The sequence below is a fragment of the Nocardia sp. 852002-51101_SCH5132738 genome (assembly GCF_001665695.1).
Classification (GTDB): Bacteria; Actinomycetota; Actinomycetes; order Mycobacteriales; family Mycobacteriaceae; genus Nocardia; species Nocardia nova.
This window is the reverse complement of record NZ_LZML01000210.1, coordinates 45,994-71,995: the sequence shown is the minus strand read 5'-3', so window position 1 is coordinate 71,995 and position 26,002 is coordinate 45,994. Positions and strand designations below refer to the sequence as shown.

Below are 26,002 nucleotides of genomic sequence, written 5' to 3'. Positions count from 1 at the left end.
TCGCCGTGCGACTCTTCCTGTCCAGCTACCGATTCGGCGCCCATTACGACCGGTTCGCCGAGCTGGTCGGCGGTCCGGGGCCGATCGCGGTCGTTCCGAACGCCTGCGATGCGTGGCCGTCCGCGTGGTCCGGCGCGGTGACCAGCGATCTGGTTCCCCTGCGGCGCAGCGGTTTTCGGCCCGAGGTGGTCGATCTGCGCGATTACATCGGTCGTCGCGCCGAATTGGAGCGGGTGCTGCGCGGATATCCGGCGCTGTGGGTTCGCGGCGGCAACACCTTCGTCCTCCGGGCCCAGTTCGCCCGCAGCGCGGCCGATCTCGTTCTGCGTGACCTGTTGGCCGAGGACGCGCTGGCCTACACCGGGTACAGCGCGGGCGCCTGCCTGCTCACTCCCGACCTGCACGGCCTGGAGGACGCCGACGATCCGGCCGAGGTGCGGCTCGCCTGTGGTATCGATCCGCGCTGGGACGGACTGGGGCTGGTGGACCGGGCGATCGTCCCGCATGTGGATTCGCCGGCCACCGATCCGGACGGCCACGGCACCCGCCTGGCCGCCCGTTTACGCGCGGCGGGAACGCCGCACTGGGCGCTGACCGACGACGATGCCGTCGTGGTCGACGGTGCACGCACCGAGGTGCTGACCGCAGCCGGCTGACCCGGCACGGTCCGGCCGCGATCGTGCTCACCCGAGGGTGATACCCGTTCGCTCACACCGTTTTTCGCCCCATTCGTACAGCGCGGTCAACACCGGAACCAGGCTGCGCCCCTCGGCGGTCAGATCGTATTCCACCTGCGGCGGGACGGTATCGAATACGGTCCGGCTGACGAGACCGTCGGCCTCGAGCTCGCGCAGTTGCTGCACCAGCATCTTCTCGCTGGTCGAGGGCATGGCCCGGCGCAGGTGACCGTAGCGCCGCACCCCCTCCTTCAAATGCGCGAGGATCACCGGTTTCCACTTCCCACCGATCAGGTCGACAGTGACCTCGACCGGGCAGTAATACCGCCGCTGCGACATCGCGCTCACCTACTTACCGAAAAGTGCGCTCTTGTAACACTGTAATCACGGGACTTGCATGGATCTCATGAAAGTTATCGCCTTCGACCGCTTCAAACCCGGGGTCACGCTCGAGACCATCACACCGTATCTGCCCGAGGAGGTCGCGAATGTGTGGCGCCTCTGGAAGGCCGGAATCGTCCGGGAGAACTACGCCCGTGCGGACGAATCGGGTGTGGTGATCGTCTTCGAGGTGGACAGTGTCGCGGAGGCCCGGCGATATGTGGACGATTTCCCGTTGTCCAAGAAGGGCTTTCTGGAATGGACCTACGTTCCGGTGACCGCCCCACTCCCGCTCGAGGCGCTCATGGACGCGTCGGTCGACACGGCCGAACCCTACGATCGGACCAGGTGAGCAGTATATGCGGCATGCATTCGGACTCGACATCGCCCTGACCGTGGCGGACGCGTGCGATCCGGCTCGGACCGCGGTGCTGATCTACGACATGCAGGTCGGCATCGTCGGTCAGATCGCCGCCGGGCAGCAGATCGTCGATGCCTGCGTCCGGCTTCGTGATACGGCTCGAGCCAACGGTTTTCGCGTGTTCTACACCCGGCACATGTCACTGCCGCCGGCCGCGGCCGGGGTGGCGCAGCTGCGGACGGCCATGGCGTGGCAGCGCGTGGACGATCCGAGCCGGGTGCGGTCGATGTTCCCGCAGGGCTCACCGCAGTATCACCTGGTTCCGGAGCTGACCCCCGGCCCGGACGAGGTGGTTTTCGACAAGATCACCATGTCGGCCTTCGCGGGCACACCCCTGGATATCGCCCTGCGTGACCTGCGCATCGATACCGTCGTGATCGCGGGGATCGCCCTCGAGGTCGGTATCGAGCCGACGGTGCGGCATGCCATCGATCTGGGTTATCTGCCGATCACGGTGACCGACGCCTGTGGCGCCGGACATGCCGATGCGGCCGAACGGTCATATGCCGCAATGGCTTTCGCCGGCGGATCGCTGACCACCGACCTGGCCACCCTCGAGACGGAGATCGCCGCGCGGCGTTAGCGGGTGTAAGGCTCAGGATTCCTCGCGCGGCGCCACGATCCGGCGCGCGGCGTCACGCACCCAGTTGCGCAGCTCCGCCGGATCGTCGGGGCCGCCGACGACGAACCGCCGGGATTGCGGGAGCGCCTGCTGATAGTTGATCAGCCCGGTCAGCAGGGTGAGCAGATAGCCGGGCGGCATATCGTCGCGCAGCAGTCCCCGCCGTTGTGCGGCCTCGACCTTCTCGATCTTGTCCCGGTAGCGGCGCGCGCGGGCCTCGCCGGCGGTCACTCGGTCCGGCGCGAGTTCCAACGCCTCCCACATCTGCAACCGGAGGAATTCCGGATGTTCGCGGTGGTAGGCGATATGGGCGTCCACCCAGGCATCGATATCGTCGATATCGGTCGAGACCGCCGCGGCCACATCGAGCATCGCCTTCTCCAGCACCTGTTCGAACAGGTGTTGTTTGTCGCCGAAGTAGGCGTAGATCAGCTGCTTGTTGGCCTTGGCGTTGCGGGCGATGCGATCCACGCGGGCACCGGCGATCCCGTGGGCGGCGAACTCCTCGGTCGCCGCCTCGAAGATGCGGGCCTTGGTGGCCTCGGGATCGCGCGGGGGCATGCCATCGATGCTAACCAACCAATTGGTTGACACGACGTCGCGGGCGCTGGAATAGTTCTAACCAACCGGTTAGTTACATCCCGTGCGGAGACCGATCCGCATCCCGCGGCGCAGCGCGGCGCCGTCGATACTCTCGACCGATTCCGGGGAGTCCGATATTGCCCACCCTCGAAACACCCACCGCCCCACCACTTCTGCGTACGCCGCCGGCCGAGCCCGTGCCCTACCCGGCGCGCTGGCGGGTGCTGCCGGTGGTGCTGAGTGCCATGTTCATGGCGATGTTCGACTGGTTCGTCGTCAATGTCGCCGCCTCCTCGCTACAACACGATCTGAACGCCGGCGAAGCGGCGCTGGAACTGATCGTCGGCGGCTACGGCTTCGCCTACGCCTCGGGCCTGATCACGGGCGGCCGGCTCGGCGACCTGTTCGGCCATCGGCGCCTGTTCGTCGTCGGCATGCTGGCCTTCACGGTGGCGTCGCTACTCTGCGGCCTCGCACCGAATGCTTGGGCGCTGGTCGGCGCGCGCGTCCTGCAGGGCGGCACCGCGGCGCTGATGGTGCCGCAGATGCTGGCACTGATCAACACCCTGTTCCCGCCGCTCGAACGGCCCCGGGCGATGGCCGCGTTCGGCGCCACCATCGGCCTCGGCGCGGTCGCGGGCCAGGTGCTCGGCGGCGTCCTGCTCGACGCCGATCTGTTCGGCTGGGGCTGGCGGACCATTTTCTACATCAACGTGCCGATCGGACTGGTCGCGGCCGCCCTGGCCGCACGCTGGCTGCCCCGCACCGGCAGCACTCGCCGGGCGCGGCTGGATCCCGTTGGCGCCGTGGGCATTTCCGCGGCACTGGCACTGCTGCTGATTCCGATCACACTGGGCCGGCCGGAGGGCTGGCCGCTGTGGACCTGGGTGTCGATGGCGGCCGCGGCGCCGGTGCTGCTGGCGACCCTGCGTTACGAGAACCGGCTGGCACGCCGCGGCGGGGAACCGGTCCTCGACACCGCCATGGTTCGCGAACGCGGCTTCAGCCTCGGCCTCGTGATCGCGGGCGGCTATCTGACCTTCTTCGCCGGATTCATGCTCTGCCTGACGCTGATGCTGCAGGGCGGCCTCGGATTGTCGCCGCTGCGTGCGGGTTCGGCGTTCGCGCCGCTGGGACTCTGCTTCGCGGGCAGTTCGCTGTTCCTGGCACCGCGGGTCGCCAACCGGTTCGGCAACCGGGTCATGGTGATCGGAACCTGCACCAGCCTGACCGGCCTGGGAATCACCCTGGCGGTGCTGGTCGGCATGGGCACGCAGGTGAGCGCCCTCGCGTTGATTCCGGGCATGATGGTCGTCGGCCTCGGCAACGGGATGACGATCCCGTCGGTGGTCTCGGCCGTGCTGTCCTCGGGCATCCCCGCACCGCAGGCCGGGATGGCGGCCGGCGTGCTCACCACCGCGCAGCAGTTCGGAAACGCCATCGGCGCAACCGTTCTCGGCGTCATCTTCTTCTCGGCGCTGGGCGCGGTGCACAGCACCGGCAGCTATGTGACCGCCATGGAGATGGCCGCGGTAGCCGGGATCGCGGTCCTCGCCGTGGTGCTCGCCGCCGCGCTGGCGCTACCGCGGCACACCCGCTGATGCGCTCGATGCCCCTGGCTACCCGGCCGGGGGCATCGCCGTGCCGGTTACAGGTACAGGCCGGTGCCGTGTTCGGGGCGTTCGCTCGCCACCGCGTGCAGATCGCGCTCGCGCAGCACCAGGTAGGCCTGACCCTGCACCTCCACCTCGAACTGGTCCTCGGCGCTGAACAGCACACGGTCGCCGACGCCCACGCTGCGCACATGCGAACCCACCCCGCTGACCTCACCCCAGGTCAGCCGCTTCGCCACCTGCGCGGTGGCGGGAATCAGAATGCCGCCGCTGCTGCGTCGTTCGCCCTCCTCCTGGGAGACGCGAACCATGATCCGGTCGTGGAGCATCTGGATCTCTAGCTTGGCATCGGACACCGCGGCAGTGTACTGCGCACGGATCCCGCGCGAGCACGTAGGTTCGGGATGTGGACATCGCAACACTCGCAGACCTGCTTCCCGACGGCACGGTCGTCACCGATCCCGACATCCTCGCCGGGTACCGCCACGACCGCGCGCTCGATCCACAGGCCGGAATGCCGGCGGCACTGGTCCGGCCGCTGACCACCGAACAGGTCGCGACCGTGGTCGGCTGGGCGCACGAACATCGGGTCCCGCTGGTGCCGCGCGGCGCCGGAACCGGACTGTCCGGCGGCGCGACCGCGCAGGACGGCGCCCTGCTGGTGAGTACCGAACGCATGCGGGAGATCACGGTCGATCCGGTCACCCGCACCGCCGTCACCCAGCCCGGACTGCTGAACGCCGAGGTCAAACGGGCGGCGGCCGAACACGGACTGTGGTATCCGCCGGATCCGTCATCGTTCGAGATCTGCTCGATCGGCGGCAACGCGGCCACCAACGCCGGCGGGCTGTGCTGCGTGAAATACGGCGTCACCACCGACTACATCCTGGGTATGGAGGTGGTGCTCGCCGACGGCACGGTGGTGCGGCTGGGCGGGCCGCGACTCAAGGATTCCGCCGGGCTGTCGCTGACCAAACTGTTCGTCGGCAGCGAGGGCACCCTCGGCATCATCACCGAGCTGACGCTGCGGTTGCTGCCCGCGCAGCCGCAGCAGAGCACCGTGGTCGCCACGTTTTCCACCCTCACCGCGGCTACCGCGGCGATCGAGGCGATCGCGGCCCGGCTGCGTCCCTCGATGCTGGAATTCATGGACTCGGTGGCGATCAACGCCGTCGAGGACGAGATGCGGATGGGACTCGATCGCGAGGCCGCAGCCATGCTGGTGGCCCGCTCGGACGCTCCCGGCGAATACCGGGCCCGGGAGGCCGCGATCATCGCCGAGGCCTGCGAAAGCGCCGGAGCCGCCGAGGTTTTCCGGACCGAGGACCCCGAGGAGGGCGAAGCGTTCTGCGCCGCACGGCGATTCGCCATCCCCGCGGTGGAACGCAAGGGTCCGCTCCTGCTCGAGGACGTCGGCGTGCCGCTCCCGCGCCTGGGCGAGCTGGTCACGGGTATCGCCGAGATCGCCGCGCGGCGGGAGGTGCTGATCTCGGTGATCGCGCACGCCGGTGACGGCAACACCCACCCGCTGATCGTCTACAACCCCGCCGATGCGGACGAGACCGCACGCGCGCATCAGGCCTTCGGCGAGATCATGGACCTGGCCATCGCGCTGGGCGGCACGATCACCGGCGAACACGGCGTCGGCCGGTTGAAGAAGGCGTGGCTACCGGATCAGGTCGGTCCGGAGGTGATGGATCTGACCCGGCGCATCAAGGAAGCCCTGGATCCGCACGGCATCCTCAATCCGGGCGCGGTGCTCTGAACTCGGACCGGCCGGAAAAATCTCGCAAATCGGACAGTCGACGGCTAGGCTGCGAAATGTCGGACGAGCTGAATCGAGTCTGCGGGAGCTGACCCGCGCGCGGAACAAATCGTGGCGACGACGGAGTTCTACCTGATATGACGACCAGGCTCGAGCACAATACGGCCGCCGGCCGCTACGAGATCTACATCGACGACACTCTCGCCGGCTACGCGGATTACGCGGAGAACAGCGTGGGCGACAAGCCGATTCGCGATCTCAACCACACCCTCACCTTCCCGGAGTTCCGCGGGCGCGGGGTGGCGGCGCAACTGGTGGAATACGCGCTCACCGACTGCCGCGACAACGGCTTCGCCGTCGTGCCGACCTGCTGGTACGTGGAGCAGTACATCGACGACCATCGCGAATACGCCGATCTGGTCGCCTAGCGGTCCTCCTGCGGCGCCGCGGTCTCCGCGTCAGATGCGGCGCCGCCAGACCAGGAACTGGCGGTCGCCGACCGTCCCCATCGCCTCGATCACGGCGGCGTTGTCGAAGCCCGGTAGTTTCTGCAGGCGGGCCAGGAACTCGGTGTCGGCAGCGGAATGCGGGACCACGCAACCGTTCCCGCGCACACCGATCAGTACGAAGAACACGTCGTCGGCGAAGGGACCGTCGGCGGTGGTGATGATGCGCACCTCGGTCAGCTCCAGCCAGGTGACCTCTTCGATTCGCCCGTTGTCCAGGGTGCGGCGGACGAACCTGTCGGTGATCTCCACGCCTGCCATGCATCAATAGTGCGCTGCGAAAGCCGTTGGGACAATTCCGAATTCGCCCGATTGCGATTGAACGAACATTTGAAATTGCATCTGAAAGTACTTCGCAGAGATTTTCGTGGCACTACCGTTCTACCAGCGAAAATTGCCGGTAATTCACTGAATTCGGCGCTTCGATACCGTAACGCGTCCTGACAACTCACCGTGCGCGACGCGCCACGAGGCAGTGCTGCTTCGGTTCGATGTCACAAGCGAACGCGGGCGGCGCCGAGTCGTTCCCCGGCGCCGCGCGCGTCGTCGATCGGGCCTGCGATCAGCGCAGCAGCTGGCGCGACATGACCAGACGCTGAATCTGGTTGGTGCCCTCGTAGATCTGGGTGATCTTGGCATCGCGCATCATCCGCTCCACCGGGAAATCGGTGGTGTAGCCGGCGCCGCCGAACAGCTGCACGGCGTTGGTGGTGACCTCCATCGCCACATCGGAGGCGAAGCACTTGGAGGCGGCGGAGATGAAGCCCAGGTTCTTCTCACCACGCTCGGCGCGTGCGGCGGAGGTGTAGACCATCAGGCGCGCGGCCTCGACCTTCATCGCCATATCGGCGAGCATGAACTGGGTGTTCTGGAAATCGGCGATGGCCTTGCCGAACTGCTTGCGGTCCTTGGTGTAGGCGATCGCGGCGTCCAGCGCACCCTGGGCCAGGCCGACGGCCTGCGCGCCGATGGTGGGCCGGGTGTGGTCGAGGGTCTGCAGCGCGGTCTTGAAACCGGTGCCCTCGGCGCCGATGATCCGGTCACCCGGGATGCGGCAGTTCTCGAAGTACAATTCGGCGGTCGGCGAACCCTTGATGCCCAGCTTGTGCTCGAGCGGGCCGACCACGAAACCCTCGTCGTCCTTGTGGACCATGAACGCGGAGATGCCGTTGGCGCCCTTCTCCGGATCGGTCACCGCCATCACGGTGTACCAGGTGGACTGGCCGCCGTTGGTGATCCAGCACTTGGAGCCGTTGATCACCCAGTCGTCACCGTCGCGCTTGGCGCGGGTGCGCATGGAGGCGGCGTCCGAACCGGCCTCGCGCTCGGACAGGCAGTAGGAGGCCATCTTGCCCTCGACGAGGTCGGGCAGCACCTTCTGCTTCAGCTCCTCCGAACCCTGCAGGATCAGGCCCATCGTGCCGAGCTTGTTCACCGCCGGGATCAGCGAGGACGAACCACAGACGCGGGCGACCTCCTCGATGACGATGCAGGTGGCGACCGAGTCGGCGCCCTGGCCGCCGTAGGCCTCGGGGACGTGGACCGCGTTGAAGCCCGCGGCGTTCAGCGCGTCCAGGGCCTCCTGCGGGAACCGGGCGTTGCCGTCGACATCCTTGGCGTGCGGGGCGATCTCCTTCTCGGCCAGGCCGCGAATCGCCGCGCGCAACTCGTCGTGGATGTCGTCCAACTTGAACAGTTCGAAATCGGGGTTGCCCGCCATGGGTTCACTCCTGGTCGTGGGGTTTCGATTCGCCTGGTCCGCGAATCCCGGCACTACACTGGCGCACCTCGGCACTCAGTGCCAGTCGGGTTCGACTATACGCCGTCCGAGGGCGACGACGTGAGGGGATGGCCGGAATCCGGCGTGGCACTCAGTGCCAAATCCTGGATTCGGTGCCCGATTCACAGATTATCGAGGCGGTCGGCCAGGAGGTCGGCGACCTGCCGTGCGGGCATCTCGCGCGGGAAGACCGCGACCACCATCTCACCCGGCTCCGGGGCCGCACCGGGGGGCGCGATCGCCCGGACCGCCGCGCGCAGATCGGCCGCGCTCGCCTCGGACCGACCCCGCACCATGCGGCGCAGCAGATAGTTGTGGGTGGCGGTGACGGCCGCACTGAACTGGATCAGCGCGAGATCGGGCACCTCCGGCAGCCGATCGCGCAGATAGTCGGTGAACAGCCGTTCGTACCGGAAGACGGTCACGATCTCACGGTCGCGCAGTGCCGAGGCCTGCCGGACCACCCGGTACCGGCGCGCGGCCAGTTCCCTGGTCTCGGTGAACCGCTCGAAGATCCCGACCACCGCCTCCCGCACGGCATCCCACGGATCCCCCTGCGCCGCAGCCAGATACGCCTTCGCCCGGGCGAGCTGCTCCTCGTGGTCGGCGAAGACCACATCCTCCTTCGACCGGAACTGCCGAAAGAACGTCCGCCGCGAAATCCCCGCCGCCTCCGCGATCTCGTCCACCGTCGTCGCCTCGTACCCCTGCTCGGCAAACAGCCGCAACGCATGATCGACCACAGCCAGCCGAAACTCCGCGGCGTCGGCAGCACGAACGGGGGTCGAATTGTCGCTGGGCACGTCTAAACGGTAGCGAGATGCCACGGCGACCCCCCCAGTGAACCGGTGACCGTTTCGAATATTGCGAATATTGCGTATAGTTCGAATAGGAAGGAGTGGTGACCACGATGGGGATGCAGACAGCCAAACGGACGGAACCCGGCGCCATCGATCCGGAGGTAGCCGCGCGCGCCATGCGTCGGATCAAGGACTACCTCATGCGCCACCCGGACGAACAAACCATCGTCGCTTCCGGTGAGACCGGCCGCGACGCTTTGATACTCCCGCGCGAGGCCGTGAGTCTGCTGGCGTTCATCCTCGCCCAGGCAGCAGAAGGCCGGGGGGTGTCCGTCGTTCCTTCCAATGCGGAACTGACCACACAGCAGGCAGCCGACATGCTGAACGTGTCGCGGCCGTATCTGGTCAACCTCCTCGAATCCGGCGAGATTCCGTTCCGCCTCGTCGGTCGCCACCGCCGAGTCCGGTTCGACGACCTGAAGGCATACCAGCAACGCACCGAAGTCCTCAGCAGGTCCGCAGCCGACGAGCTCGGCGCCCTCGGGCAGGAATTGGGCATCTGACGTGGCATTCGTAGTGCTCTACGACGCCAACGTTCTCTACGGAAATACACTGCGGGACATGATGGTCCGGCTCGCGCGGTCGGGCATAGTGCAGGCGAAATGGTCGGCCCGCATTCTCGACGAAACCTTCGACAACCTGTCCGCCAAACGGCCCGACATCGCACCCGACAAGTTCGTGCGGCTTCGACAGCTGCTCATCAGGGCTGTACCCGACTGCCTGGTCGAGGGCTACGAACCGCTCATCGAGGGCCTGAAACTACCCGACATGGACGACCGCCACGTGCTCGCCGCGGCGATCAAGGCCGGTGCGCGAGTCATCGTCACCGCCAACCTCGACGACTTCCCGAACGAGTACCTCGCACAGTGGCACATCGAGGCGAAAAGCCCCGACGAGTTCATTCTCGACCAGATGTCGCTGGACGATCGCATCGTCTGGGCGTGCACACAGTCGATTGCCGATTCACGGAACAATCCTCCGGAGACCGTCGAAGATGTCCTCGACGCACTCGAACGCGCGGGCCTCATCGAATCGATCGCCGCCCTGCGTGCGGGTCGGGCCGTGGAATGAATCGGTCCTAACCCAGCAAGCGGGTGCGCAGGGCTTCGTCCTTGTCGAGGACCAGTTTTTCCAGGTCGGCCTGGAACTGTTCCATGCGGGTGCGCAGCTGGGGGTCGGTGGCGGCGAGGATGCGGACGGCGAGCAGGCCCGCGTTGCGGGCGCCGCCGATGGAGACCGTGGCGACGGGGACGCCGGCGGGCATCTGCACGATCGACAGCAGGGAGTCCATGCCGTCGAGATATTTCAGCGGCACCGGAACGCCGATCACCGGCAGCGGGGTGGCCGAGGCGACCATGCCGGGCAGGTGGGCGGCGCCACCGGCACCGGCGATGATCACCTTCACGCCGCGACCGGCGGCCTCGCGGGCGTAGTCGAGCATGCGCTGCGGCGTGCGATGCGCCGAGACGACACCGACCTCGAAGCGAATCCCGAACTCCGCCAACGCTTCCGCGGCGGCTTCCATCGTGGGCCAGTCGGAATCGCTGCCCATGATCAGGCCGACCTGTGCTCCGTCACTCATGGGGATCCCATCCATCGGTCCACACCGCGTGCGACATCCAGTGCGCCGCCCGTTCGGCCTTCTCCCGCACCTCGGCCACGTCGTCACCGAGGATGTTCACATGCCCGATCTTGCGCTTCGGGCGTTCGCCCTTGCCGTAGAGATGCACCCTCGCCTCCGGCATCCGCGCGAACAGGTGGTGCAGCCGCTCGTCCATCGACATCGCCGGCGCCTCGGCCGCGCCGAGGATGTTCGCCATCACCGTCACCGGCGCCAGCGGCGTGGTGGCACCGAGCGGATAGTCGAGAACCGCGCGCAGATGCTGTTCGAACTGCCCGGTGACGGCACCGTCCATCCCCCAGTGCCCGGAATTGTGCGGGCGCATGGCCAGTTCGTTGACCAGCAGTTCACCGGCGTGGGTTTCGAACAGCTCCACGGCCATCGCACCGGTGACGCCGAGCTCGGCGGCCAGCCGCAGAGCCAGCGATTCGGCCTCGGTCGCGGCCTCGTCCGACAGCTGCGGCGCGGGCGCGATCACCACGGCACACTGGCCCTCGCGCTGCACGGTCTCCACCACCGGCCAGGCCGCGGCCTGCCCGAACGGCGAGCGCGCCACCATCGCGGAGAGCTCACGCTTCAGATCCACCCGCTGCTCGGCGAGCAAGATCACACCGTGCCCGAGCTGGTCTGTGACGATGCGCTCGGCCTCGGCGGCGTCGTCGATCATCCACACGCCGCGCCCGTCGTAGCCGCCGCGCACCGCCTTCAGCACGAACGGACCGTGTTCGGCGAGGAAACCGGTGGCATCCGCGACGTTCTCGACCGCGGTGAACGCCGGGACCGGCGCGCCCATCTCGGCCAGTTTGCGCCGCATCGCGAGCTTGTCCTGGGCGTAGACCAGCGCGGCCGGCGGCGGCTGCACGTTCACGCCCTCGGCCACCAGCGCCAGCAGATGTTCGGTCGGCACATGTTCATGATCGAAGGTCACCGCGTGCGTACCGACGGCAACCTTGCGCAGGGCCGCCAGGTCGGTATGCGATCCGAGGACCAGCTCGGGGCTGACCTGGGCCGCCGGATCGTCGGGGCGCTCGGCCAGGACCCGCAGGCACTGCCCCAGCGCCACGGCGGCCTGATGCGTCATTCGCGCCAGCTGCCCGCCGCCGATCATCGCGACGGTCGGCATTCCACCACCTTCGAAACTGCGCGAAACCGGCATCGGTTCACCCTCGGCAACCTCTTGCACCCCGGTGGAGGGGTCCATCGATGGCCCACTACGCTCGCTCACAGCCCACCATGTTGTCATGCGCCCACACGCGGGGATGAGTGCGGGTTGATTGCCCAGCGCGGGACGGACGTAGACTCACCGGGTGCCATTTGTCGACGATGTGGTCAACATCCTCCCCAAAACACTACGGGACCTCGCTATTCGTCATCACGAGCTGATCAAGTTCGCGATTGTCGGAGCGACCACTTTCGTCATCGACAGCGGTATCTTCTACATCCTCAAATTGACGGTTCTCGAGTCGAAACCGATCACTGCCAAGATCATTTCCGGAGTAATCGCGGTCATCGCGTCCTACATCCTGAACCGGGAATGGTCGTTCAAGGGTCGCGGCGGTCGTGAGAAACACCACGAAGCCCTGTTGTTCTTCGTGGTCAGCGCCATCGGTGTGCTGCTGTCGAATCTCCCGCTGTGGGTTTCGCGGTATTTCTTCCATCTGCACGTTCCCGATGTCAGCTTGACCGTGGAGAACATCGCCGACTTCGTCAGCGCCTTCATCATCGGCAACATCCTGCAGATGGTGTTCCGATTCTGGGCGATGAAGCGCTGGGTGTTCCCCGACGAAATCGACGCACTGGTCGAAGAATTCGAAGAACTGTACGAGGAAGAGAAACCGCTCGGCTTCAGCTGAACCCACCGTTCAGCGGGGCTCCCCGATGACGCCGTTACCCGACCGCCCCACGGTCGGCTTACCGAGGAATACCGCGAACAGCGCCGGACGCCGTCGCTGTAGTTCCAACCGGCCGCCATCGGCTTCGATCAGCGCGCGCGCCAGCGCCAGCCCCACCCCGGTCGATCCGGCGCCGGAGAAGCCGCGGTCGAAGATGTGCGGTGCCAGTTCGTCGCTGACCCCCTCGCCCTCGTCGGCCACCTCGACCGCCACCAGCGGTTCGCGGTCGGGCCCGCCGTAGACGGTGCGCACCGACACCGAGCAGTCTCCGCCGCCGTGCACCAGCGCGTTGTCGACCAGTACGGCCACCGCCTCGCGCAACCGCGGTCCGGTCACCGGCGCGCGCAGGGCCGGATCGCCGGACAGCACGAGTTTGCGGCCGGCCTCGGCGAAGGGATGCCGCCATTCGGCGACAACCCCGCGCAATTCCGCGACCACCGGGACCGGTTCGTGATCGGCGGCGTCCTGGTCGCGGGAATCGCGAACCAACTCGTCGATCGCCTCGGTGAGCCGATCGACCTGCGCCATCGCCTCCTCCGATTCCTGGACGACCGCCGGGTCCGGATGCGCCGACAATTCGTCGAGGCGCAGCCGCACCGCCGTCAAGCGGCTGCGCAACTGATGGGACACGTCGGCGACCAGCGCGTGCTCGCGCTGCAGCCGGCCCGCGATCTCGACCGTGGCCGAATCGAGCACATCCGAGACCCGGTCGAGTTCGGTGATGCCGTGCCGGCGCGGGTCCGGCCGGAAATCGCCCTTCGCCAACCGCGCGGCACGGGCGGCCACATCCCGCAGCGGATCGGCGACCCGCCGCGCGGTCACCACCGCCACCGCGGCGCCCGCGGCCAGCGAGGCCAGCGCCACCAACGCCACCGCGCCCACCGCTTGCCGCTGCATCGAATGCATGGGGGCGGCCGGCACCTCGAGTCGCAGCGAGCCCGACGTGCCCATCGACAGCGATTCCACCACCGGGTTGTCGACCTCCGGCGCCCCGGCGTCCACGCGCAGCGCGGCGTCCTCGGGAGTCGGATAGATGATTGTGAGACGTCCGCCGGACGGAATCAGCGGCCGCACCGAGCGCAGGTCGAGCACGCCGTGGACCAACCCGTCCTCACGCTCCTGGCCGACGATCTCCACCGACATGCGATCCAGGCGGGCCCGCAGATCGCTGCGGGTGATATCGGCCACCCACTGCCAGGCGGTGAACGCCAGGGGGATACCCAGCACCACGGTGGTGAGGGTCAGGGCCGCCAGCATGGACAGCAGAATTCGGCGCCGCATCGGCGATCAATCGGTGTTGAAGCGGAAACCGACACCGCGCACGGTGACGATGCGCCGCTCCGCGACCGGGCCCTCGTCGCCGATCTTGCGGCGCAGCCAGGACATGTGCATGTCGAGGGTTTTGGAGCCGCGCAGATCGGCATCGCCCCACACCTCGCGCAGAATCGTCTCGCGCGGCACGACCTGCCCGGCCCGGTCGATGAGCACCTTGAGCAGTTCGTACTCCTTGTTGGCCAGATTCACTTCGTGGCCGTTGACCAGCACCCGACGTGCGGCGGGTTCGAGCCGCACTCCGCCGATCTCCACCGCCTCGTCGCCGATGCCACTGCGCCGCAACAGGGCTCGCACGCGGGCCAGTAGTTCGGCGAGACGGAACGGTTTACCGACATAGTCGTCGGCGCCGGCGTCCAGACCCACCACGAAATCGACCTCGTCGGTGCGGGCGGTCAGCATCAGCACCGCGAGATCGGCGCCGCGGGCACGGACCTGGCGGCACACCTCCAGGCCGTCCATACCGGGCAGCCCTAGATCGAGGATGAGCAGATCGTGTTCACCCTCCAGCGCCCGGCGCAGCACGGCGGGGCCGAAGCTCTCGACGGTTACCGAATAGCCTTCGCGCCCCAGCGCTCGCGACAGCGGAGCGGCGATGGCCTCATCGTCCTCGGCCAGCAGTACGGCGGTCACAGCACAAGATTACTGGCGAACCGGGCCGATCGGGCGTGCGCCACCGAACCGCGGCCCGCCGCTACCGACGGCCGCCGTAGCGAGGGTCCTGATACTGCTCGTGGCCCGGATCGCCGTGCGGGTTGTCGAAGACCTGGTGGTACAGCAACGAATGCACCTTCTGCACGTTCGGAATGTCGTCGTACTCCAACGGATCACCCGAGGCGGCGTCGATGATCAGGGTGCCCGTGCCGAGCAACCGGTCCGACAACCCGTGGCGGAACTGCACACTGGAGATGCGGTTCATCGGAATGTCGATGCCGGTGTGGGTGAGCACGCCCTCGCGCACCAGCACCCGCCGGTCGGTGATGATGAAATGCGTTGACTTCCAACGGATCACCTGCGACAGGCAACGCCACACGACCAGCAGCGCCCACACCACGACGATCGCGATGAGAACGGCGTTGCGCGTGGTGCCCTCGGTGTTGCGCCAGGCCAGCCCGCTCAGGAATCCGGCCAGCGCCGTGGCGAGGATGAAGGTGAGCGCCGGCAAGAACAACATCTTCCAATGCGGATGACGGTGCAGTAGCAGCTGCTCGTCCGGCGCGAGCAGCTCCTCCGGATAACTCATATGCGAACCCTACCCCCTGATTCGGCCCGCTATGCCGGGCGAAGATGAGTGACGTCGCCCGCCGATACCGAACGATCGCCGATGATCAGGCGGCCGTAGGCGTCGATATCGGTGGCCACGCCGGTGATGACCTCGCCGCCGGGCAGTTCCGCCCGCACGTCGGCGCCGAGGGTGGCGCACCGGGCACGGTAGGCGTCGGCCAGCGCCGTGACATTCCAGTTCTCGGTCCGCCATTCGGTGAAGTGGCGGGCGAAGGCGCGCAGCAGGGCGAGGACCAACTCGTTGCGATCGACGTTCTCCGCACCGGCCAGGGTGAGCGAAACGGCATGCGGCACAGGCAGTTCGTCCTCGGCGAGGCTCACATTGAGCCCGACGCCGACCACGACCGCCGGCGCGCCCGCCCCGGAGGCGACCTCGGCCAGGATGCCGGCCACCTTGCGGCCGCCGATCAGAACGTCGTTGGGCCACTTGAGATTTGCGTCCAGTCCGGTGGTTTCGCGGACCGCGTCGACGACGGCGACACCGGTCAGCAGCGGCAACCAGCCGAGGACGGCCGGCTCGATACCGCCGAGCCGCACCAGAATCGACATGGCGATCTGCGCGCGCGGCGGACTCACCCACGACCGTTCGTGGCGGCCGCGACCGCGGTCCTGATATTCGGCGACCAGCACCCTCCGATCGGAGGACGGATCGCCCGCCACGCCGATCAGATCCGCATTGGTCGAACCGGTCGACTCCACCACATCGATGTGGGAGAAGAACGACAGGTCGGGCTGTTCGGCGACGGCATGTCGCAGGATATCGGCGTCCAACGGTGGCCTCTGCACGCCTCGCAGGCTACTCCTGCCTGCTCGGACGGTCGTTGTGCCGCTCCAATCGGACGGTTCGCCCGGGGGCGGGACCAAGATGCGGGCACCGCCATGTGAGCGGCACCCGCCTCCCGGTTCCTCTCATCGGGCCAGGTCGTACTCCGGCAGATGGACCGAGCGCACCGGTCCGCCGGCGCCTTCTCCGCCATATGCCATGACGGCGTCGGAGGCCCATTCGCCGAGCTCTTCCGGCGCCTGCTCGTCCGGCCGCTCGGCCCGGACCTCCGGATCCACGACGGTCGGCTCCGGCTCCCCGGCCGACCGGGTCCACGCTGTCGCGGTGGCCCGTTCCGCGACCGATTTACTCCACTCCCACATCGCGCACCTCCCCAGTGCTTGATTTCGGAGTCTTCACGGTACGGGTACGGAACCCCGACAATCCACCGATTTAATCGGCGACCCCACCCGCTCGACGCGAAAAGGGCTGCGGCACAGAGCGTTCGGCGCGCCTTACAGAGGTTGCAGGCCCAGGGCCCCGGCGACGAATCGGCTCACCGCGGTCAGGCCGGACTGTAGCGCGGAATCGTAGCCCTCGCGCGCCCAGCCCGAAATCTCCACGGTGCCATCGGGTTGCGGCGTCACCACGATCTCGGCGACCAGTTCCGCGGTGGTCGGCTCGCACACCGCCCACGAATATCCGGTCTGTTCCTCCCATTCGCGGGCACGGCGTTCGACATAGCCGGGGTCGGTGATGCCGCCGTCGGCCAGAGCCGGGCGGTCGTCGATGCGGTCGTCGGCACGCAGCGCACGCAGATACCAACTGCCGGCGTTGATTTCGATCGGTTCCATCAGAACCTCCGGCGACGGTCGCGGCGACGGCGGCGGCGGTCGAGCAGGCGGTGGTCGTCGCCGTCGAGCAACCGGCGATCGTGGCCGCGCTGCTGGAGGCCGCCGGTGATGATGCCGGCCGCGGGGATCAGCAGGAACCAGAGCCAAGTATGGGTGGTGAAGAACAGCACCAGCGCGATGATCACCACCAGGCCCATCATCGAACCGGCGAACTCGCGCCGCCCACCCGGCTGCGCGGCGGCCGGTTCCGGCGGTTCCGGCGGCTCCGGCACGACGGCCGGGAGGTCGCTGAACACCGGCGCCAGATCACCTCGCGTCACCGCCGCGGCGATGAGGCCGCTGCGCTCGTCGAACTCGGCGACCGACAACCGCCCGGCGGCGAAGTGCTCCGACAGGCGTTGCATCGCCTGCTCGCGCTCCGCGGTACCGATGCGGACGTCGGGAGAATCAGCCATGGCACGAGATTACCGCGCGGGGCGCCGGTGAGCGGGCCCGTCGTCGCGGCATTCCACCCGCGGTACCGCCGGCCGCACATCCGCACTATCGTCGGTCTCATGTTCCGCCAGCGCGGCATCGGCACCGCTGCCGCCCCGCTCGTCGCCGCGACGACCGGTCCAGCACCACAGCCGAGTACCGAGACGCGGCCGCAGACCAGCGACGCGAGGCTCGGGGCGCGGACGATACCGGCGAGCCGCCGTACCCCCGGCCCCTTCATCCGGCCCGGTAGGCACCTCGGGCGGATGCGATGACGGCGCGGGAGTTCGGGCGGTACCGCCTCGATCGACTGCTCGGCCGGGGTTCGGCCGGGGAGGTGTGGCTGGCGTACGACCCGGCGGATGCGCGGACCGTCGCGCTGAAGATCTTGTCCGGGAGCGCGGCCGAGGACGCGGATTACCGGCGGCGGTTCGAGCGCGAGGCCCGGATCGGAGCGCATCTGGACAATCCGCATATCGCACCGATCCATCGATTCGGCGAATACGCCGGGCGGCTGTACCTGGATATGGCCTACATCCCGGGTGTGGATCTGGCGCGGCTGGTGCGGTCGAGTGCGATGGCGGTGCCGGAGTCGATCGATCTGATCTCGCAGATCGCCGAGGCACTCGACGCCGCCCACGCGGCCGGGCTGGTGCACCGGGACGTGAAGCCCGCCAACATCATCGTGCATCCCGGCGGGTTCGCGTATCTCATCGACTTCGGGATCGCTCGCGCGGCGGGGCAAACCACCATCACCGCAACGGGTTTCACGGTCGGCACGCTCGCCTATATGGCGCCGGAACGGTTCACCGGGCACGGCGACTCCCGCTCGGACGTGTACTCACTGGCCTGCGTGCTGTACGAATGCCTCACCGCGCAAAGGCCGTTCGGTGATACCGACGCGGTCCGGCAGTTGCACGCCCATTTGCACGAGCCTCCGCCGCGCCCCTCCGCGGTCGCCGCTCACGTCCCCGTCGCGCTCGACGCCGTCGTCGCCCGCGGGATGGCGAAGCGGCCGGACGACCGCTACCGCACCGCGGGCGAGCTGGCGGCGGCGGCCCGGGCCGCGGCGGGAACGACCACCGTCGACCACCCACCGCCGGTCCTGCAATCCGAGCAGTCGCAGACGCCGCATCCAGTCGCGACACCGGAGGCGAGCGGGCAGCCCGGGCCCGCACCAGCGGCACGCGGACAACTCGGTCCTTCGCCCCTGGCGGCCGCGCAACCCGCGACGACCAGACGATCCGACTCCGGACCGGCCCCCGTGCCCGGATTCGCGGGTGCCGCGGCCGGGCGGCCGCGCGGTGCGGCACGCCCGACTCGCTTCCTGCCGGGCCCGGGCACACCGGCCGATGCCCTCGCACCGCCCGCAGCCCTCGGACCATCCAGCCGGCCGCATCCCTTGTCCTCAGCGGCACAGCAGGTTTCACCCGCACCGCCACGCCGCTCGGCCCTCACCGTCGCCGCCGCGCTGATCGGCGCAGCCATCGTCGCCCTCGCGGTCGTCGCCGGGTGCACGGCCCTGCTGAGCAGCGGCTCCCGCACTCCCTCCGACCAGCAGTCGACCACCCCTCCCGAGGTCACCACCCCCGCACCGACCACCGCGGCCCCGACGACCCCGGAACCGGGATACACGACCGCGGTCATCCCACCGCGGCTGCTGCCCTTCCCCACCGGCGTGCTGCCGCCGCCCTTCCAAATCCCGCATGCCACAAGCTATTCCGAGAACAAGCACGACAAACCGACAGAGCCCGGCAAACAACACTCTCCGCACGCCGGTTAGGTCTCGTGCGGGTTGCCGTCGGTTCTCTGCCCAGAACGTGAAGAACCCCGCTCCGTCGTGGAGCGGGGTTCTTCACGAAATCGCTTGCTGCCTACTTGATTTCGGCGAGCACGGTGCCCTGGGTGATGGCGGCGCCGGCCTCGACGGCCAGACCGGTGACCACACCGGACTTGTGCGCGTTGACCGGGTTCTCCATCTTCATGGCCTCGAGCACGGCGATCAGGTCGCCGGCCTCGACCGACTGGCCCTCTTCGACGGCCACCTTGACCACGGTGCCCTGCATCGGCGCGGTGACGGCGTCACCGGAGGCGGCCGAGGCGCCCGCGCCGCCACGCTTGCGCGGCTTGGGCTTCTTGCGGATCACGCCCGCCCCGTTGCCCGCGGCGCCGGCCGCGCCCGCGCCCACGCTGAACTGGCCCGGCAGCGACACCTCGAGGCGACGGCCGCCGACCTCGACGACCACCGTCTGGCGCGCACCCTCGTCCTCGTCCTCGATGGGCCGGCCACCGGTGTAGGGCTCGATGGTGTTTTCCCACTCGTTCTCGATCCACTTGGTGTAGACGTCGAACTTGGTGCCGTCACCGACGAACGCCGGGTTGGTCACGATGTGGCGGTCGAAGGGCAGCACCGTCGCCAGGCCCTCGATCTCGTATTCGGCCAGCGCACGCGCGGCCCGCTCCAGCGCCTGGGTGCGGTTCTCGCCGGTGACGATCAGCTTGGCCAGCATCGAGTCGAATTGTCCGCCGATCACGCTGCCCGCGACCACGCCGGAATCGACGCGCACGCCGGGGCCGGACGGCTCCTTGTAGACGGTGACCGGGCCCGGTGCGGGCAGGAATCCGCGGCCGGCGTCCTCACCGTTGATGCGGAATTCGATCGAGTGGCCGCGCGGAGTCGGGTCCTCGGTGATGGTCAGCTCCTCGCCGTTGGCGATGCGGAACTGCCAGCGCACCAGGTCCAGACCCGAGGTCTCCTCGGTGACGGGGTGCTCGACCTGCAGGCGGGTGTTGACCTCGAGGAACGACACGGTCTCGCCCTGCACCAGGTACTCCACGGTGCCGGCGCCGTAGTAGCCGGCCTCCTTGCAGATCCGCTTGGCGGACTCGTGGATCTTGGCGCGGACCTCGTCGGACAGGAACGGCGCGGGCGCCTCCTCGACCAGCTTCTGGAACCGGCGCTGCAGCGAGCAGTCGCGAGTGCCGGCGACGATGACGTTGCCGTGCTTGTCGGCCAGCACCTGGGCCTCGACGTGGCGGGCCTTGTCCAGGTACTGCTCGACGAAGCACTCGCCACGGCCGAAGGCGGCGGTCGCCTCGCGGGTGGCGGAGTCGAACAGCTCGGGAATCTCCTCGATGGTGTGGGCGACCTTCATGCCGCGGCCACCACCACCGAAGGCGGCCTTGATGGCCACCGGGACGCCGTACTGCTCGGCGAACTCGACGACCTCGTTCGCGTCCTTCACCGGATCCTTGGTGCCCGCAGCCATCGGAGCCTGCGCGCGCTCGGCGATGTGGCGAGCGGTGACCTTGTCACCCAGATCGCGAATCGACTGCGGCGAGGGGCCGATCCAGATCAGCCCGGCGTCCAGGACGGCCTGGGCGAAATCCGCGTTCTCGGACAGGAAGCCGTAACCGGGGTGGATCGCGTCGGCGCCGGACTTGCGCGCCGCGTCGAGAATCTTGTCGAAGACCAGGTACGACTCGGCCGAGGTCTGCCCCCCGAGCGCGAATGCCTCATCGGCCAATTTGACGAATGGCGCGTCCGCGTCCGGTTCCGCGTACACGGCGACACTGGCGATACCGGCATCCTTGGCGGCCCGGATCACACGCACCGCGATCTCGCCCCGATTGGCGATCAGGACTTTCGTGATCTGCGCGCTGGCATGGCTGGGCACTGAGCCTCCTGTGCTTTGGACAACTTACGTCTCGGGTGAGTGTAGGCAGTGTGCCAACAGACTCCGAACAGGGATAGGGCTACCGAACAGTAGCCCGGACCCCCGTGACGTGAACAACACCCTAGACCGACTGTGCCGCCGCCGACACGGCGGCCGGAGCCGAACCCGGTTCACTTCCCTTGACGATCGGCGTGCGCACAGCGTTGCTCCACTCGGTCCAGGAGCCGTCGTAGTTACGCACATTCGCCACGCCCAGCAGCGAAGTCAGCACGAACCAGGTGTGTGCCGAATGTTCGCCGATGCGGCAATAGACGATGGTGTCCTCGGCGCCGAGCAGCGGCGCGTAGATCTCCTCGAGCTCCGACCGGCTGCGGAATCGGCCGTCGCCGCCCACCGCCGCGGTCCACGGGATGTTGATCGCGGTCGGAATGTGCCCGGCGCGCAGTGACTGTTCCTCCGGGCGGTCCCGGATGCGGTCGTCGTCGCCCGTGTACTCCCCCACCGCGCGCACGTCGACCAGTCCGGCGCCCGTTCCGCCGTCGTTCAGGCAGGCGCGCACATCCTCGAGGAAGGCCCGGGCGCTGCGATCGTCGCGCTCGACGACCGGATACTCCCCCAGCCCGGCGTCGGGCACCTCGAAGGTGGTGTCGCGAGCCTCGGAGATCCACGCGTCCCGGCCGCCGTCGAGGAGCCGCACATCCGGATGCCCGAACAGGCCGAAGACCCACGCGGTGGCGGCGGCGGTGCCGTTGGCCTTGTCGCCGTAGACGACGACCGTGTCCTCGCGAGCGATGCCCTTGGCACGCATGAGTTCGGCGAAACGGGCGCCGTCGATCACGTCGCGGGTGAGCGGATCGGTAAGCTCGGCGCGCCAATCGATCTTGACCGCCCCTGGCACATGGCCGATGTCATAGAGCAGGATGTCCTCGTTGGACTCGACGATCGCGAGGCCCGGCGTACCGATGTTTGCCGACAGCCACTCAGTGGTTACCAATCGTTGTGGATATGCATGAGAGCCGAAGGATGGATGAGAGTCCGGAGCGACGGGCACGGTGGAAGATCCTTCACGCGTGGTAGACGATGGGCGGCTGGGCAGTACCGATCGTAGGTGCGAACAATGTGCGCCGTCGGTTTCACATCACGAATCGGATGAAGCGCGATTAAGTCGCAGCTTCGTCCGATAAAGTCACATGCGAGGAGGGGTGAGCTATGTCCGATTCTTGGCCACGACGGCGCCTGCTTGCGATCCTACGCAGCGCCAGCGAGCCTCTCGATGCCCAGGAACTGGCGCGCATCACCGGACAGCACGTCACCACCGTCCGCTTTCATCTGGATGTTCTCACCCGGGAATCGCTGGTCCGCCAATTCCAGCAGCCGCCCCGCGGCCGCGGCCGCCCGCGCATCGGATACACGGCGGTGCAGCGATCGGTCGGTTATCAAGATCTCGCGCAGGTGCTGGCCGATCAGCTCGGCAGTGATCCCCGCCGGCGTTCCGAATTGGCCGTGACGGCGGGTCGCGCGTGGGGCGCCAAGGTCGAACAGCTCGAACAGCCCATCGCCTCGCTCGACGACGCGCGCGATGTCGCGGTCACGGTGAGCTCCGAATTGGGTTTCGCCCCGGAGCGCGATCCCGCCTCCGAAACCGGCGACCAGCTCAACATCCGCCTGACCGCCTGCCCGCTGCGCGAATTGGCGCGCACCCACTCCGAGGTGGTCTGCGGTGTGCATCAGGGCCTGATGCGCGAAGTCTTGGACCGCAACGGCGGACGCGATGCGGTCAACGTCCGGCTGCACCCGTTCGTGGGCCCGGAACTGTGCGTGATCCATCTGGAGGCACTGGCGAGCACGCTCCCGGATCCCGCCCACATCCCCGATCAGGCCGGGCCCGGACCGCGACTACCGACGCCGTCAGCCAATCGCGTCGGCCCGCAGCTGCGCACGGAACCACAGTTGCGCAATTCCGACGCCCACGTCGCCCAGGAGGCGACGCAGCAGCGGTAGGCCGATTCCGATGACACTGGACGGGTCACCGTCGATGCGGTCGACGAACCAGCCGCCCATTCCGTCGAGGGTGAACGCACCGGCCACCCGCAGCGGCTCGCCGGTGGCGATATAGGCATCCAGCTCGGCCGGCCCGGGATCGGCGAAATGCACGGTGGTGGTGCTGCAGTCCTGGGCGTCGGCGACGATCGCGCCGTCGCGCACGCGCAGCACACAGTGGCCGGTGAGCAGATCGGCACTGCGCCCGGCCATCTCGGCCCAGCGGGCGCGGGCGACGTCCGGGGTATGGGGCTTGCCCTGCAGCACGCCGCCGACCAGCAGCATCGAGTCACAGCCGACGACCACGCAGTCGTCGACCAAGCGCGGGGCCCGCGCGGCCACTAGGCCATAGGAATCCGGGGCGGCCGGGCCCTCCACGGACGCGGCGGCGTCGGCGATCAACGCGGCGGCGACGGTGTGGGCCTTGGCTCGGGCGAGAGCGGTCACCACGCCCGCGGGTGGTGTGTCCGGCGGGAGCGCCGCGGCGACCGCGTCCTCGTCGACCTCGGATATTCGGACCACGGGATCCAGCCCGGCCGAACGCAACACCTGCAGTCGCGCCGGCGAGGCGGAGCCGAGAACGAATCCCGTCACGTCAGCCGCGGATGTGTGACAGATAGGGGAAGGCGTAGGGAGAGAACGGCGAGGTACCGCGGTGCATCATGGTGGGCCGGCCCCAGTTGTCCACCGGGCCCTGATCCTGCGGCGCCGCGTCGGCGTTCGCGCCCGCGGCGGCGAACACGGTGACCAGAGCGGCGAGTTCCTCGTCGGTGGGCGAACCCTTCAGAACGCGGATGACCGGCCCGTGGCCGACCTCGGCCTCGACGACAGCGGTGTCGGATGCGAGCCTGGTGTCGCCGTCACCGAATTCGTCGACCGCCAAATCCAATTCGGCAGCGCGCAATATCTCTTCGTCAGCCACAGCCGTCACAGCGCCAACTCCTCCTGTTCTGTGCCGGACCGAGAGGGCCCGGCGTTCACGGCGCGGGACGAACCCACGCCGCGAACGGTATTCGTGCGGCCCTCATCGAATGAGGGCCTTTTCCTACCATCTTCACCCGGATGCGGCAATCGTGCGCGGTACGAATTCGCCACTCTCCCGGAAAGTGTGCCTCCGCTACCGCACATATCGTCGGATCAGAGCGGAATGTTGCCGTGCTTCTTCGGCGGAAGAGTAACCATCTTTCGCTCGAGCAAGCGGAGCGCCGCGACGATCTGGCCGCGGGTGTGCGAGGGCGGAATCACCGCGTCGACGTAACCGCGCTCGGCCGCCACGTACGGGTTGACCAACGTGTCCTCGTACTCGTTCTGCAGCTCGAGGCGCAGGGCGTCGACATCGGCGCCCTCCGCGGCCGCTTGCTGCAGCTTCTTGCGGTAGACGAAGCCGACCGCGCCCGAAGCGCCCATGACGGCGATCTGGGCGGTGGGCCACGCCAGGTTCACATCGGCGCCCATGTGCTTGGAGCCCATCACGTCGTACGCGCCGCCGTAGGCCTTGCGAGTGATGACCGTGATTTTGCCCACAGTGGCCTCACCGTAGGCGTAGAGCAGCTTCGCACCGCGGCGGATGATGCCGTTGTACTCCTGGCCCGTACCCGGCAGGAAGCCCGGAACGTCGACCAGCGTGATGATCGGAATGTTGAACGCGTCGCAGGTGCGCACGAACCGGGCGGCCTTCTCCGAGGCGTCGATGTCGAGGCAGCCGGCGAACTGGGTGGGCTGGTTGGCCACGAAACCCACGCTGCGGCCGTCGATGCGGGCGAAGCCGACGATGACGTTCATCGCGCGTTCGGCCTGCACCTCGAAGAACTCGTCGTCGTCGACCAGTCGCCGGATGACCTCGTGCATGTCGTAGGGCTGGTTCGGCGAATCCGGGATCAGGGTGTCGAGCTCGAGATCCTCCTCGGTCAGCGAATCCTCGATCGCGCCGGCGATCGGGTCGCTGGCCGGGAAGCGCGGGGCCTCGGCGCGGTTGTTGCTGGGCAGGTAGCTCAGCAGGTCCTTCACCCAGTCCAGCGCGTCCTGCTCGCCGGAGGCGACGTAGTGCGCGGTACCGGACTTCACCATATGGGTGTGGGCGCCGCCCAGCTCCTCCATGGTGACCTCTTCACCGGTGACGGTCTTGATGACGTCCGGGCCGGTGATGAACATCTGGCTGGACTGGTCGACCATCACGACGAAGTCGGTCAGCGCCGGGGAGTACACGTGCCCACCCGCCGCGGCGCCCATGATCAGCGAGATCTGCGGGATCACGCCGGAGGCCTGGATGTTGCGGTGGAAGATCTCGCCGTAGAGGCCGAGCGAGACCACGCCCTCCTGGATGCGAGCGCCGGCGCCGTCGTTGATGCCGATCAACGGGCGGCCGGTCTTGAGCGCGAGGTCCATGACCTTGACGATCTTCTCGCCGTAGACCTCACCGAGGCTGCCGCCGAACACCGTCGAGTCCTGGCTGAAGATGCAGACGTCGCGGCCGTCGATGGTGCCGTAGCCGGTGACCACGCCGTCGCCGAGCGGACGGTTGTTCTCCAGGCCGAAGTTGACGCTGCGGTGCCGGGCGAGCGCGTCCATCTCCACGAACGAACCCTCGTCCAGCAGGGCCAGGATGCGCTCGCGCGCGGTCAGCTTGCCCTTGGCGTGGACCTTTTCGACCGCGCCCTCACCCATCGGGTGCTTGGCCTCTTCCAGCCGATTGCGCAGATCAGCCAGCTTCCCTGCGGTGGTGTGGATATCGGGGGCGCCCGCCGAACCCGGCGAAGGCTGACTCTGGACACTCGTCATGCCCCGGAGTGTAACCAGTGGCGCAGCCCGGCGGAATTCCAGTGGGGGCTACCGACCAGTACCCTTATTGGCTACCCGCC

At 68.0% G+C, this 26,002-nt stretch carries 31 protein-coding genes; 11 read left to right on the top strand and 20 right to left on the bottom strand.

Features of this window, described 5'->3' with window-relative positions; translation table 11 throughout:
- The first annotated feature begins 5 nt into the window (after positions 1–5).
- Complete coding sequence (locus A5789_RS33275) at positions 6–656, top strand: Type 1 glutamine amidotransferase-like domain-containing protein (RefSeq protein ID WP_064905686.1); 651 nt, start codon at positions 6–8, stop codon at positions 654–656.
- A gap of 27 nt (positions 657–683) precedes the next feature.
- On the opposite strand, the gene A5789_RS33270 is transcribed toward A5789_RS33275, so the two are convergent.
- Positions 684–1,016, bottom strand: a complete 333-nt coding sequence (locus tag A5789_RS33270; protein ID WP_030513638.1) for a helix-turn-helix domain-containing protein — start codon at positions 1,014–1,016, stop codon at positions 684–686.
- Between the two features lie 58 nt (positions 1,017–1,074).
- On the opposite strand from A5789_RS33270, the gene A5789_RS33265 reads away from it, so the two are divergent.
- Together A5789_RS33265 and A5789_RS33260 are read left to right on the top strand one after the other, a co-directional pair.
- On the top strand, positions 1,075–1,410 hold the full coding sequence (locus tag A5789_RS33265) for a hypothetical protein (protein ID WP_227462898.1): 336 nt from the start codon (positions 1,075–1,077) through the stop codon (positions 1,408–1,410).
- Positions 1,411–1,417: 7 nt separating this feature from the next.
- Positions 1,418–2,062 carry a cysteine hydrolase gene (locus A5789_RS33260; RefSeq protein WP_030513636.1) on the top strand — a complete coding sequence of 215 codons (645 nt, stop codon included), beginning with the start codon at positions 1,418–1,420 and terminating at the stop codon, positions 2,060–2,062.
- 12 nt (positions 2,063–2,074) lie between these two features.
- Here the strand turns inward: A5789_RS33260 and A5789_RS33255 are convergent, their stop codons facing one another.
- On the bottom strand, positions 2,075–2,662 hold the full coding sequence (locus A5789_RS33255) for a TetR/AcrR family transcriptional regulator (protein ID WP_063015951.1): 588 nt from the start codon (positions 2,660–2,662) through the stop codon (positions 2,075–2,077).
- Positions 2,663–2,820: 158 nt separating this feature from the next.
- On the opposite strand from A5789_RS33255, the gene A5789_RS33250 reads away from it, so the two are divergent.
- The gene (locus tag A5789_RS33250; RefSeq protein WP_218400007.1) at positions 2,821–4,284 is read left to right on the top strand and encodes an MFS transporter; all 1,464 of its coding nucleotides are present in this window, start codon (positions 2,821–2,823) and stop codon (positions 4,282–4,284) included.
- 47 nt (positions 4,285–4,331) lie between these two features.
- Here the strand turns inward: A5789_RS33250 and A5789_RS33245 are convergent, their stop codons facing one another.
- Positions 4,332–4,652, bottom strand: a complete 321-nt coding sequence (locus tag A5789_RS33245; RefSeq protein WP_030513633.1) for a co-chaperone GroES — start codon at positions 4,650–4,652, stop codon at positions 4,332–4,334.
- A 50-nt stretch (positions 4,653–4,702) separates the two neighbouring features.
- On the opposite strand from A5789_RS33245, the gene A5789_RS33240 reads away from it, so the two are divergent.
- Together A5789_RS33240 and A5789_RS33235 are read left to right on the top strand one after the other, a co-directional pair.
- Complete coding sequence (locus A5789_RS33240; protein ID WP_064905688.1) at positions 4,703–6,061, top strand: FAD-binding oxidoreductase; 1,359 nt, start codon at positions 4,703–4,705, stop codon at positions 6,059–6,061.
- Positions 6,062–6,198: 137 nt separating this feature from the next.
- Positions 6,199–6,489: a GNAT family N-acetyltransferase gene (locus A5789_RS33235; protein WP_064905690.1), complete on the top strand. Its 291-nt coding sequence runs from the start codon at positions 6,199–6,201 to the stop codon at positions 6,487–6,489.
- Positions 6,490–6,519: 30 nt separating this feature from the next.
- Here A5789_RS33235 and A5789_RS33230 read toward each other — a convergent pair whose 3' ends face one another.
- The 3 genes from A5789_RS33230 to A5789_RS33220 form a co-directional block, all read right to left on the bottom strand.
- Complete coding sequence (locus A5789_RS33230) at positions 6,520–6,828, bottom strand: hypothetical protein (RefSeq protein ID WP_030513629.1); 309 nt, start codon at positions 6,826–6,828, stop codon at positions 6,520–6,522.
- Positions 6,829–7,129: 301 nt separating this feature from the next.
- Complete coding sequence (locus A5789_RS33225) at positions 7,130–8,287, bottom strand: acyl-CoA dehydrogenase (RefSeq protein ID WP_063015949.1); 1,158 nt, start codon at positions 8,285–8,287, stop codon at positions 7,130–7,132.
- A gap of 182 nt (positions 8,288–8,469) precedes the next feature.
- The gene (locus A5789_RS33220) at positions 8,470–9,150 is read right to left on the bottom strand and encodes a TetR family transcriptional regulator (protein ID WP_063015948.1); all 681 of its coding nucleotides are present in this window, start codon (positions 9,148–9,150) and stop codon (positions 8,470–8,472) included.
- A gap of 107 nt (positions 9,151–9,257) precedes the next feature.
- Between A5789_RS33220 and A5789_RS33215 the strand changes: the two genes are divergently transcribed.
- Together A5789_RS33215 and A5789_RS33210 are read left to right on the top strand one after the other, a co-directional pair.
- Positions 9,258–9,710 carry a helix-turn-helix domain-containing protein gene (locus A5789_RS33215; protein ID WP_063015971.1) on the top strand — a complete coding sequence of 151 codons (453 nt, stop codon included), beginning with the start codon at positions 9,258–9,260 and terminating at the stop codon, positions 9,708–9,710.
- 1 nt (position 9,711) lies between these two features.
- On the top strand, positions 9,712–10,278 hold the full coding sequence (locus A5789_RS33210) for a PIN domain-containing protein (protein ID WP_063015947.1): 567 nt from the start codon (positions 9,712–9,714) through the stop codon (positions 10,276–10,278).
- Positions 10,279–10,285: 7 nt separating this feature from the next.
- Here the strand turns inward: A5789_RS33210 and purE are convergent, their stop codons facing one another.
- Positions 10,286–10,789: a 5-(carboxyamino)imidazole ribonucleotide mutase gene (gene purE / locus A5789_RS33205; protein WP_063015946.1), complete on the bottom strand. Its 504-nt coding sequence runs from the start codon at positions 10,787–10,789 to the stop codon at positions 10,286–10,288.
- Positions 10,782–11,984, bottom strand: coding sequence for a 5-(carboxyamino)imidazole ribonucleotide synthase (locus A5789_RS33200; protein ID WP_064905756.1), 1,203 nt, complete (start codon positions 11,982–11,984; stop codon positions 10,782–10,784). The genes purE and A5789_RS33200 overlap by 8 nt, the downstream gene beginning before the upstream one ends.
- 151 nt (positions 11,985–12,135) lie before the next feature.
- Here A5789_RS33200 and A5789_RS33195 point away from each other — a divergent pair, with 151 nt between their 5' ends.
- Positions 12,136–12,681: a GtrA family protein gene (locus A5789_RS33195; protein ID WP_063011191.1), complete on the top strand. Its 546-nt coding sequence runs from the start codon at positions 12,136–12,138 to the stop codon at positions 12,679–12,681.
- 9 nt (positions 12,682–12,690) lie between these two features.
- On the opposite strand, the gene A5789_RS33190 is transcribed toward A5789_RS33195, so the two are convergent.
- From A5789_RS33190 to A5789_RS33160, 7 genes are all read right to left on the bottom strand, one after another.
- Positions 12,691–14,001, bottom strand: a complete 1,311-nt coding sequence (locus tag A5789_RS33190; RefSeq protein WP_064905692.1) for a HAMP domain-containing sensor histidine kinase — start codon at positions 13,999–14,001, stop codon at positions 12,691–12,693.
- Positions 14,002–14,007: 6 nt separating this feature from the next.
- A complete protein-coding gene (locus A5789_RS33185) occupies positions 14,008–14,685 on the bottom strand; it encodes a response regulator transcription factor (protein WP_030513615.1) in 678 nt (225 codons plus the stop codon).
- Between the two features lie 61 nt (positions 14,686–14,746).
- The gene (locus A5789_RS33180) at positions 14,747–15,295 is read right to left on the bottom strand and encodes a PH domain-containing protein (RefSeq protein WP_063015945.1); all 549 of its coding nucleotides are present in this window, start codon (positions 15,293–15,295) and stop codon (positions 14,747–14,749) included.
- Between the two features lie 29 nt (positions 15,296–15,324).
- Complete coding sequence (locus A5789_RS33175; RefSeq protein WP_227462897.1) at positions 15,325–16,122, bottom strand: biotin--[acetyl-CoA-carboxylase] ligase; 798 nt, start codon at positions 16,120–16,122, stop codon at positions 15,325–15,327.
- 123 nt (positions 16,123–16,245) lie between these two features.
- Positions 16,246–16,482, bottom strand: a complete 237-nt coding sequence (locus tag A5789_RS33170; RefSeq protein WP_064905694.1) for a hypothetical protein — start codon at positions 16,480–16,482, stop codon at positions 16,246–16,248.
- Positions 16,483–16,614: 132 nt separating this feature from the next.
- Complete coding sequence (locus A5789_RS33165; protein WP_064905696.1) at positions 16,615–16,953, bottom strand: hypothetical protein; 339 nt, start codon at positions 16,951–16,953, stop codon at positions 16,615–16,617.
- Positions 16,953–17,408, bottom strand: coding sequence for a DUF1707 domain-containing protein (locus A5789_RS33160; protein ID WP_064905699.1), 456 nt, complete (start codon positions 17,406–17,408; stop codon positions 16,953–16,955). Before A5789_RS33160 ends, A5789_RS33165 begins: the two co-directional genes overlap by 1 nt.
- A 290-nt stretch (positions 17,409–17,698) precedes the next feature.
- Here A5789_RS33160 and A5789_RS33155 point away from each other — a divergent pair, with 290 nt between their 5' ends.
- Positions 17,699–19,210 carry a serine/threonine-protein kinase gene (locus A5789_RS33155; protein WP_064905701.1) on the top strand — a complete coding sequence of 504 codons (1,512 nt, stop codon included), beginning with the start codon at positions 17,699–17,701 and terminating at the stop codon, positions 19,208–19,210.
- A 91-nt stretch (positions 19,211–19,301) separates the two neighbouring features.
- Here A5789_RS33155 and A5789_RS33150 read toward each other — a convergent pair whose 3' ends face one another.
- A complete protein-coding gene (locus A5789_RS33150) occupies positions 19,302–21,104 on the bottom strand; it encodes an acetyl/propionyl/methylcrotonyl-CoA carboxylase subunit alpha (RefSeq protein ID WP_063015942.1) in 1,803 nt (600 codons plus the stop codon).
- A 121-nt stretch (positions 21,105–21,225) separates the two neighbouring features.
- The gene (locus A5789_RS33145; RefSeq protein WP_064905703.1) at positions 21,226–22,155 is read right to left on the bottom strand and encodes a sulfurtransferase; all 930 of its coding nucleotides are present in this window, start codon (positions 22,153–22,155) and stop codon (positions 21,226–21,228) included.
- A 158-nt stretch (positions 22,156–22,313) separates the two neighbouring features.
- On the opposite strand from A5789_RS33145, the gene A5789_RS33140 reads away from it, so the two are divergent.
- On the top strand, positions 22,314–23,105 hold the full coding sequence (locus A5789_RS33140; RefSeq protein ID WP_064905705.1) for a metalloregulator ArsR/SmtB family transcription factor: 792 nt from the start codon (positions 22,314–22,316) through the stop codon (positions 23,103–23,105).
- Here the strand turns inward: A5789_RS33140 and A5789_RS33135 are convergent.
- The 3 genes from A5789_RS33135 to A5789_RS33125 all read right to left on the bottom strand — a co-directional run bounded on the left by A5789_RS33135 (position 23,013) and on the right by A5789_RS33125 (position 25,922).
- Positions 23,013–23,738: a nucleoside triphosphate pyrophosphatase gene (locus A5789_RS33135; protein WP_063015939.1), complete on the bottom strand. Its 726-nt coding sequence runs from the start codon at positions 23,736–23,738 to the stop codon at positions 23,013–23,015. The two genes, A5789_RS33140 and A5789_RS33135, sit on opposite strands and share 93 nt — an antisense overlap.
- A 1-nt stretch (position 23,739) precedes the next feature.
- On the bottom strand, positions 23,740–24,075 hold the full coding sequence (locus A5789_RS33130; protein ID WP_030513606.1) for an acyl-CoA carboxylase subunit epsilon: 336 nt from the start codon (positions 24,073–24,075) through the stop codon (positions 23,740–23,742).
- A 206-nt stretch (positions 24,076–24,281) separates the two neighbouring features.
- Positions 24,282–25,922 (bottom strand): acyl-CoA carboxylase subunit beta, encoded by a 1,641-nt coding sequence (locus tag A5789_RS33125; RefSeq protein WP_064905707.1) that lies wholly within the window; start codon positions 25,920–25,922, stop codon positions 24,282–24,284.
- Positions 25,923–26,002 lie beyond the last annotated feature (80 nt).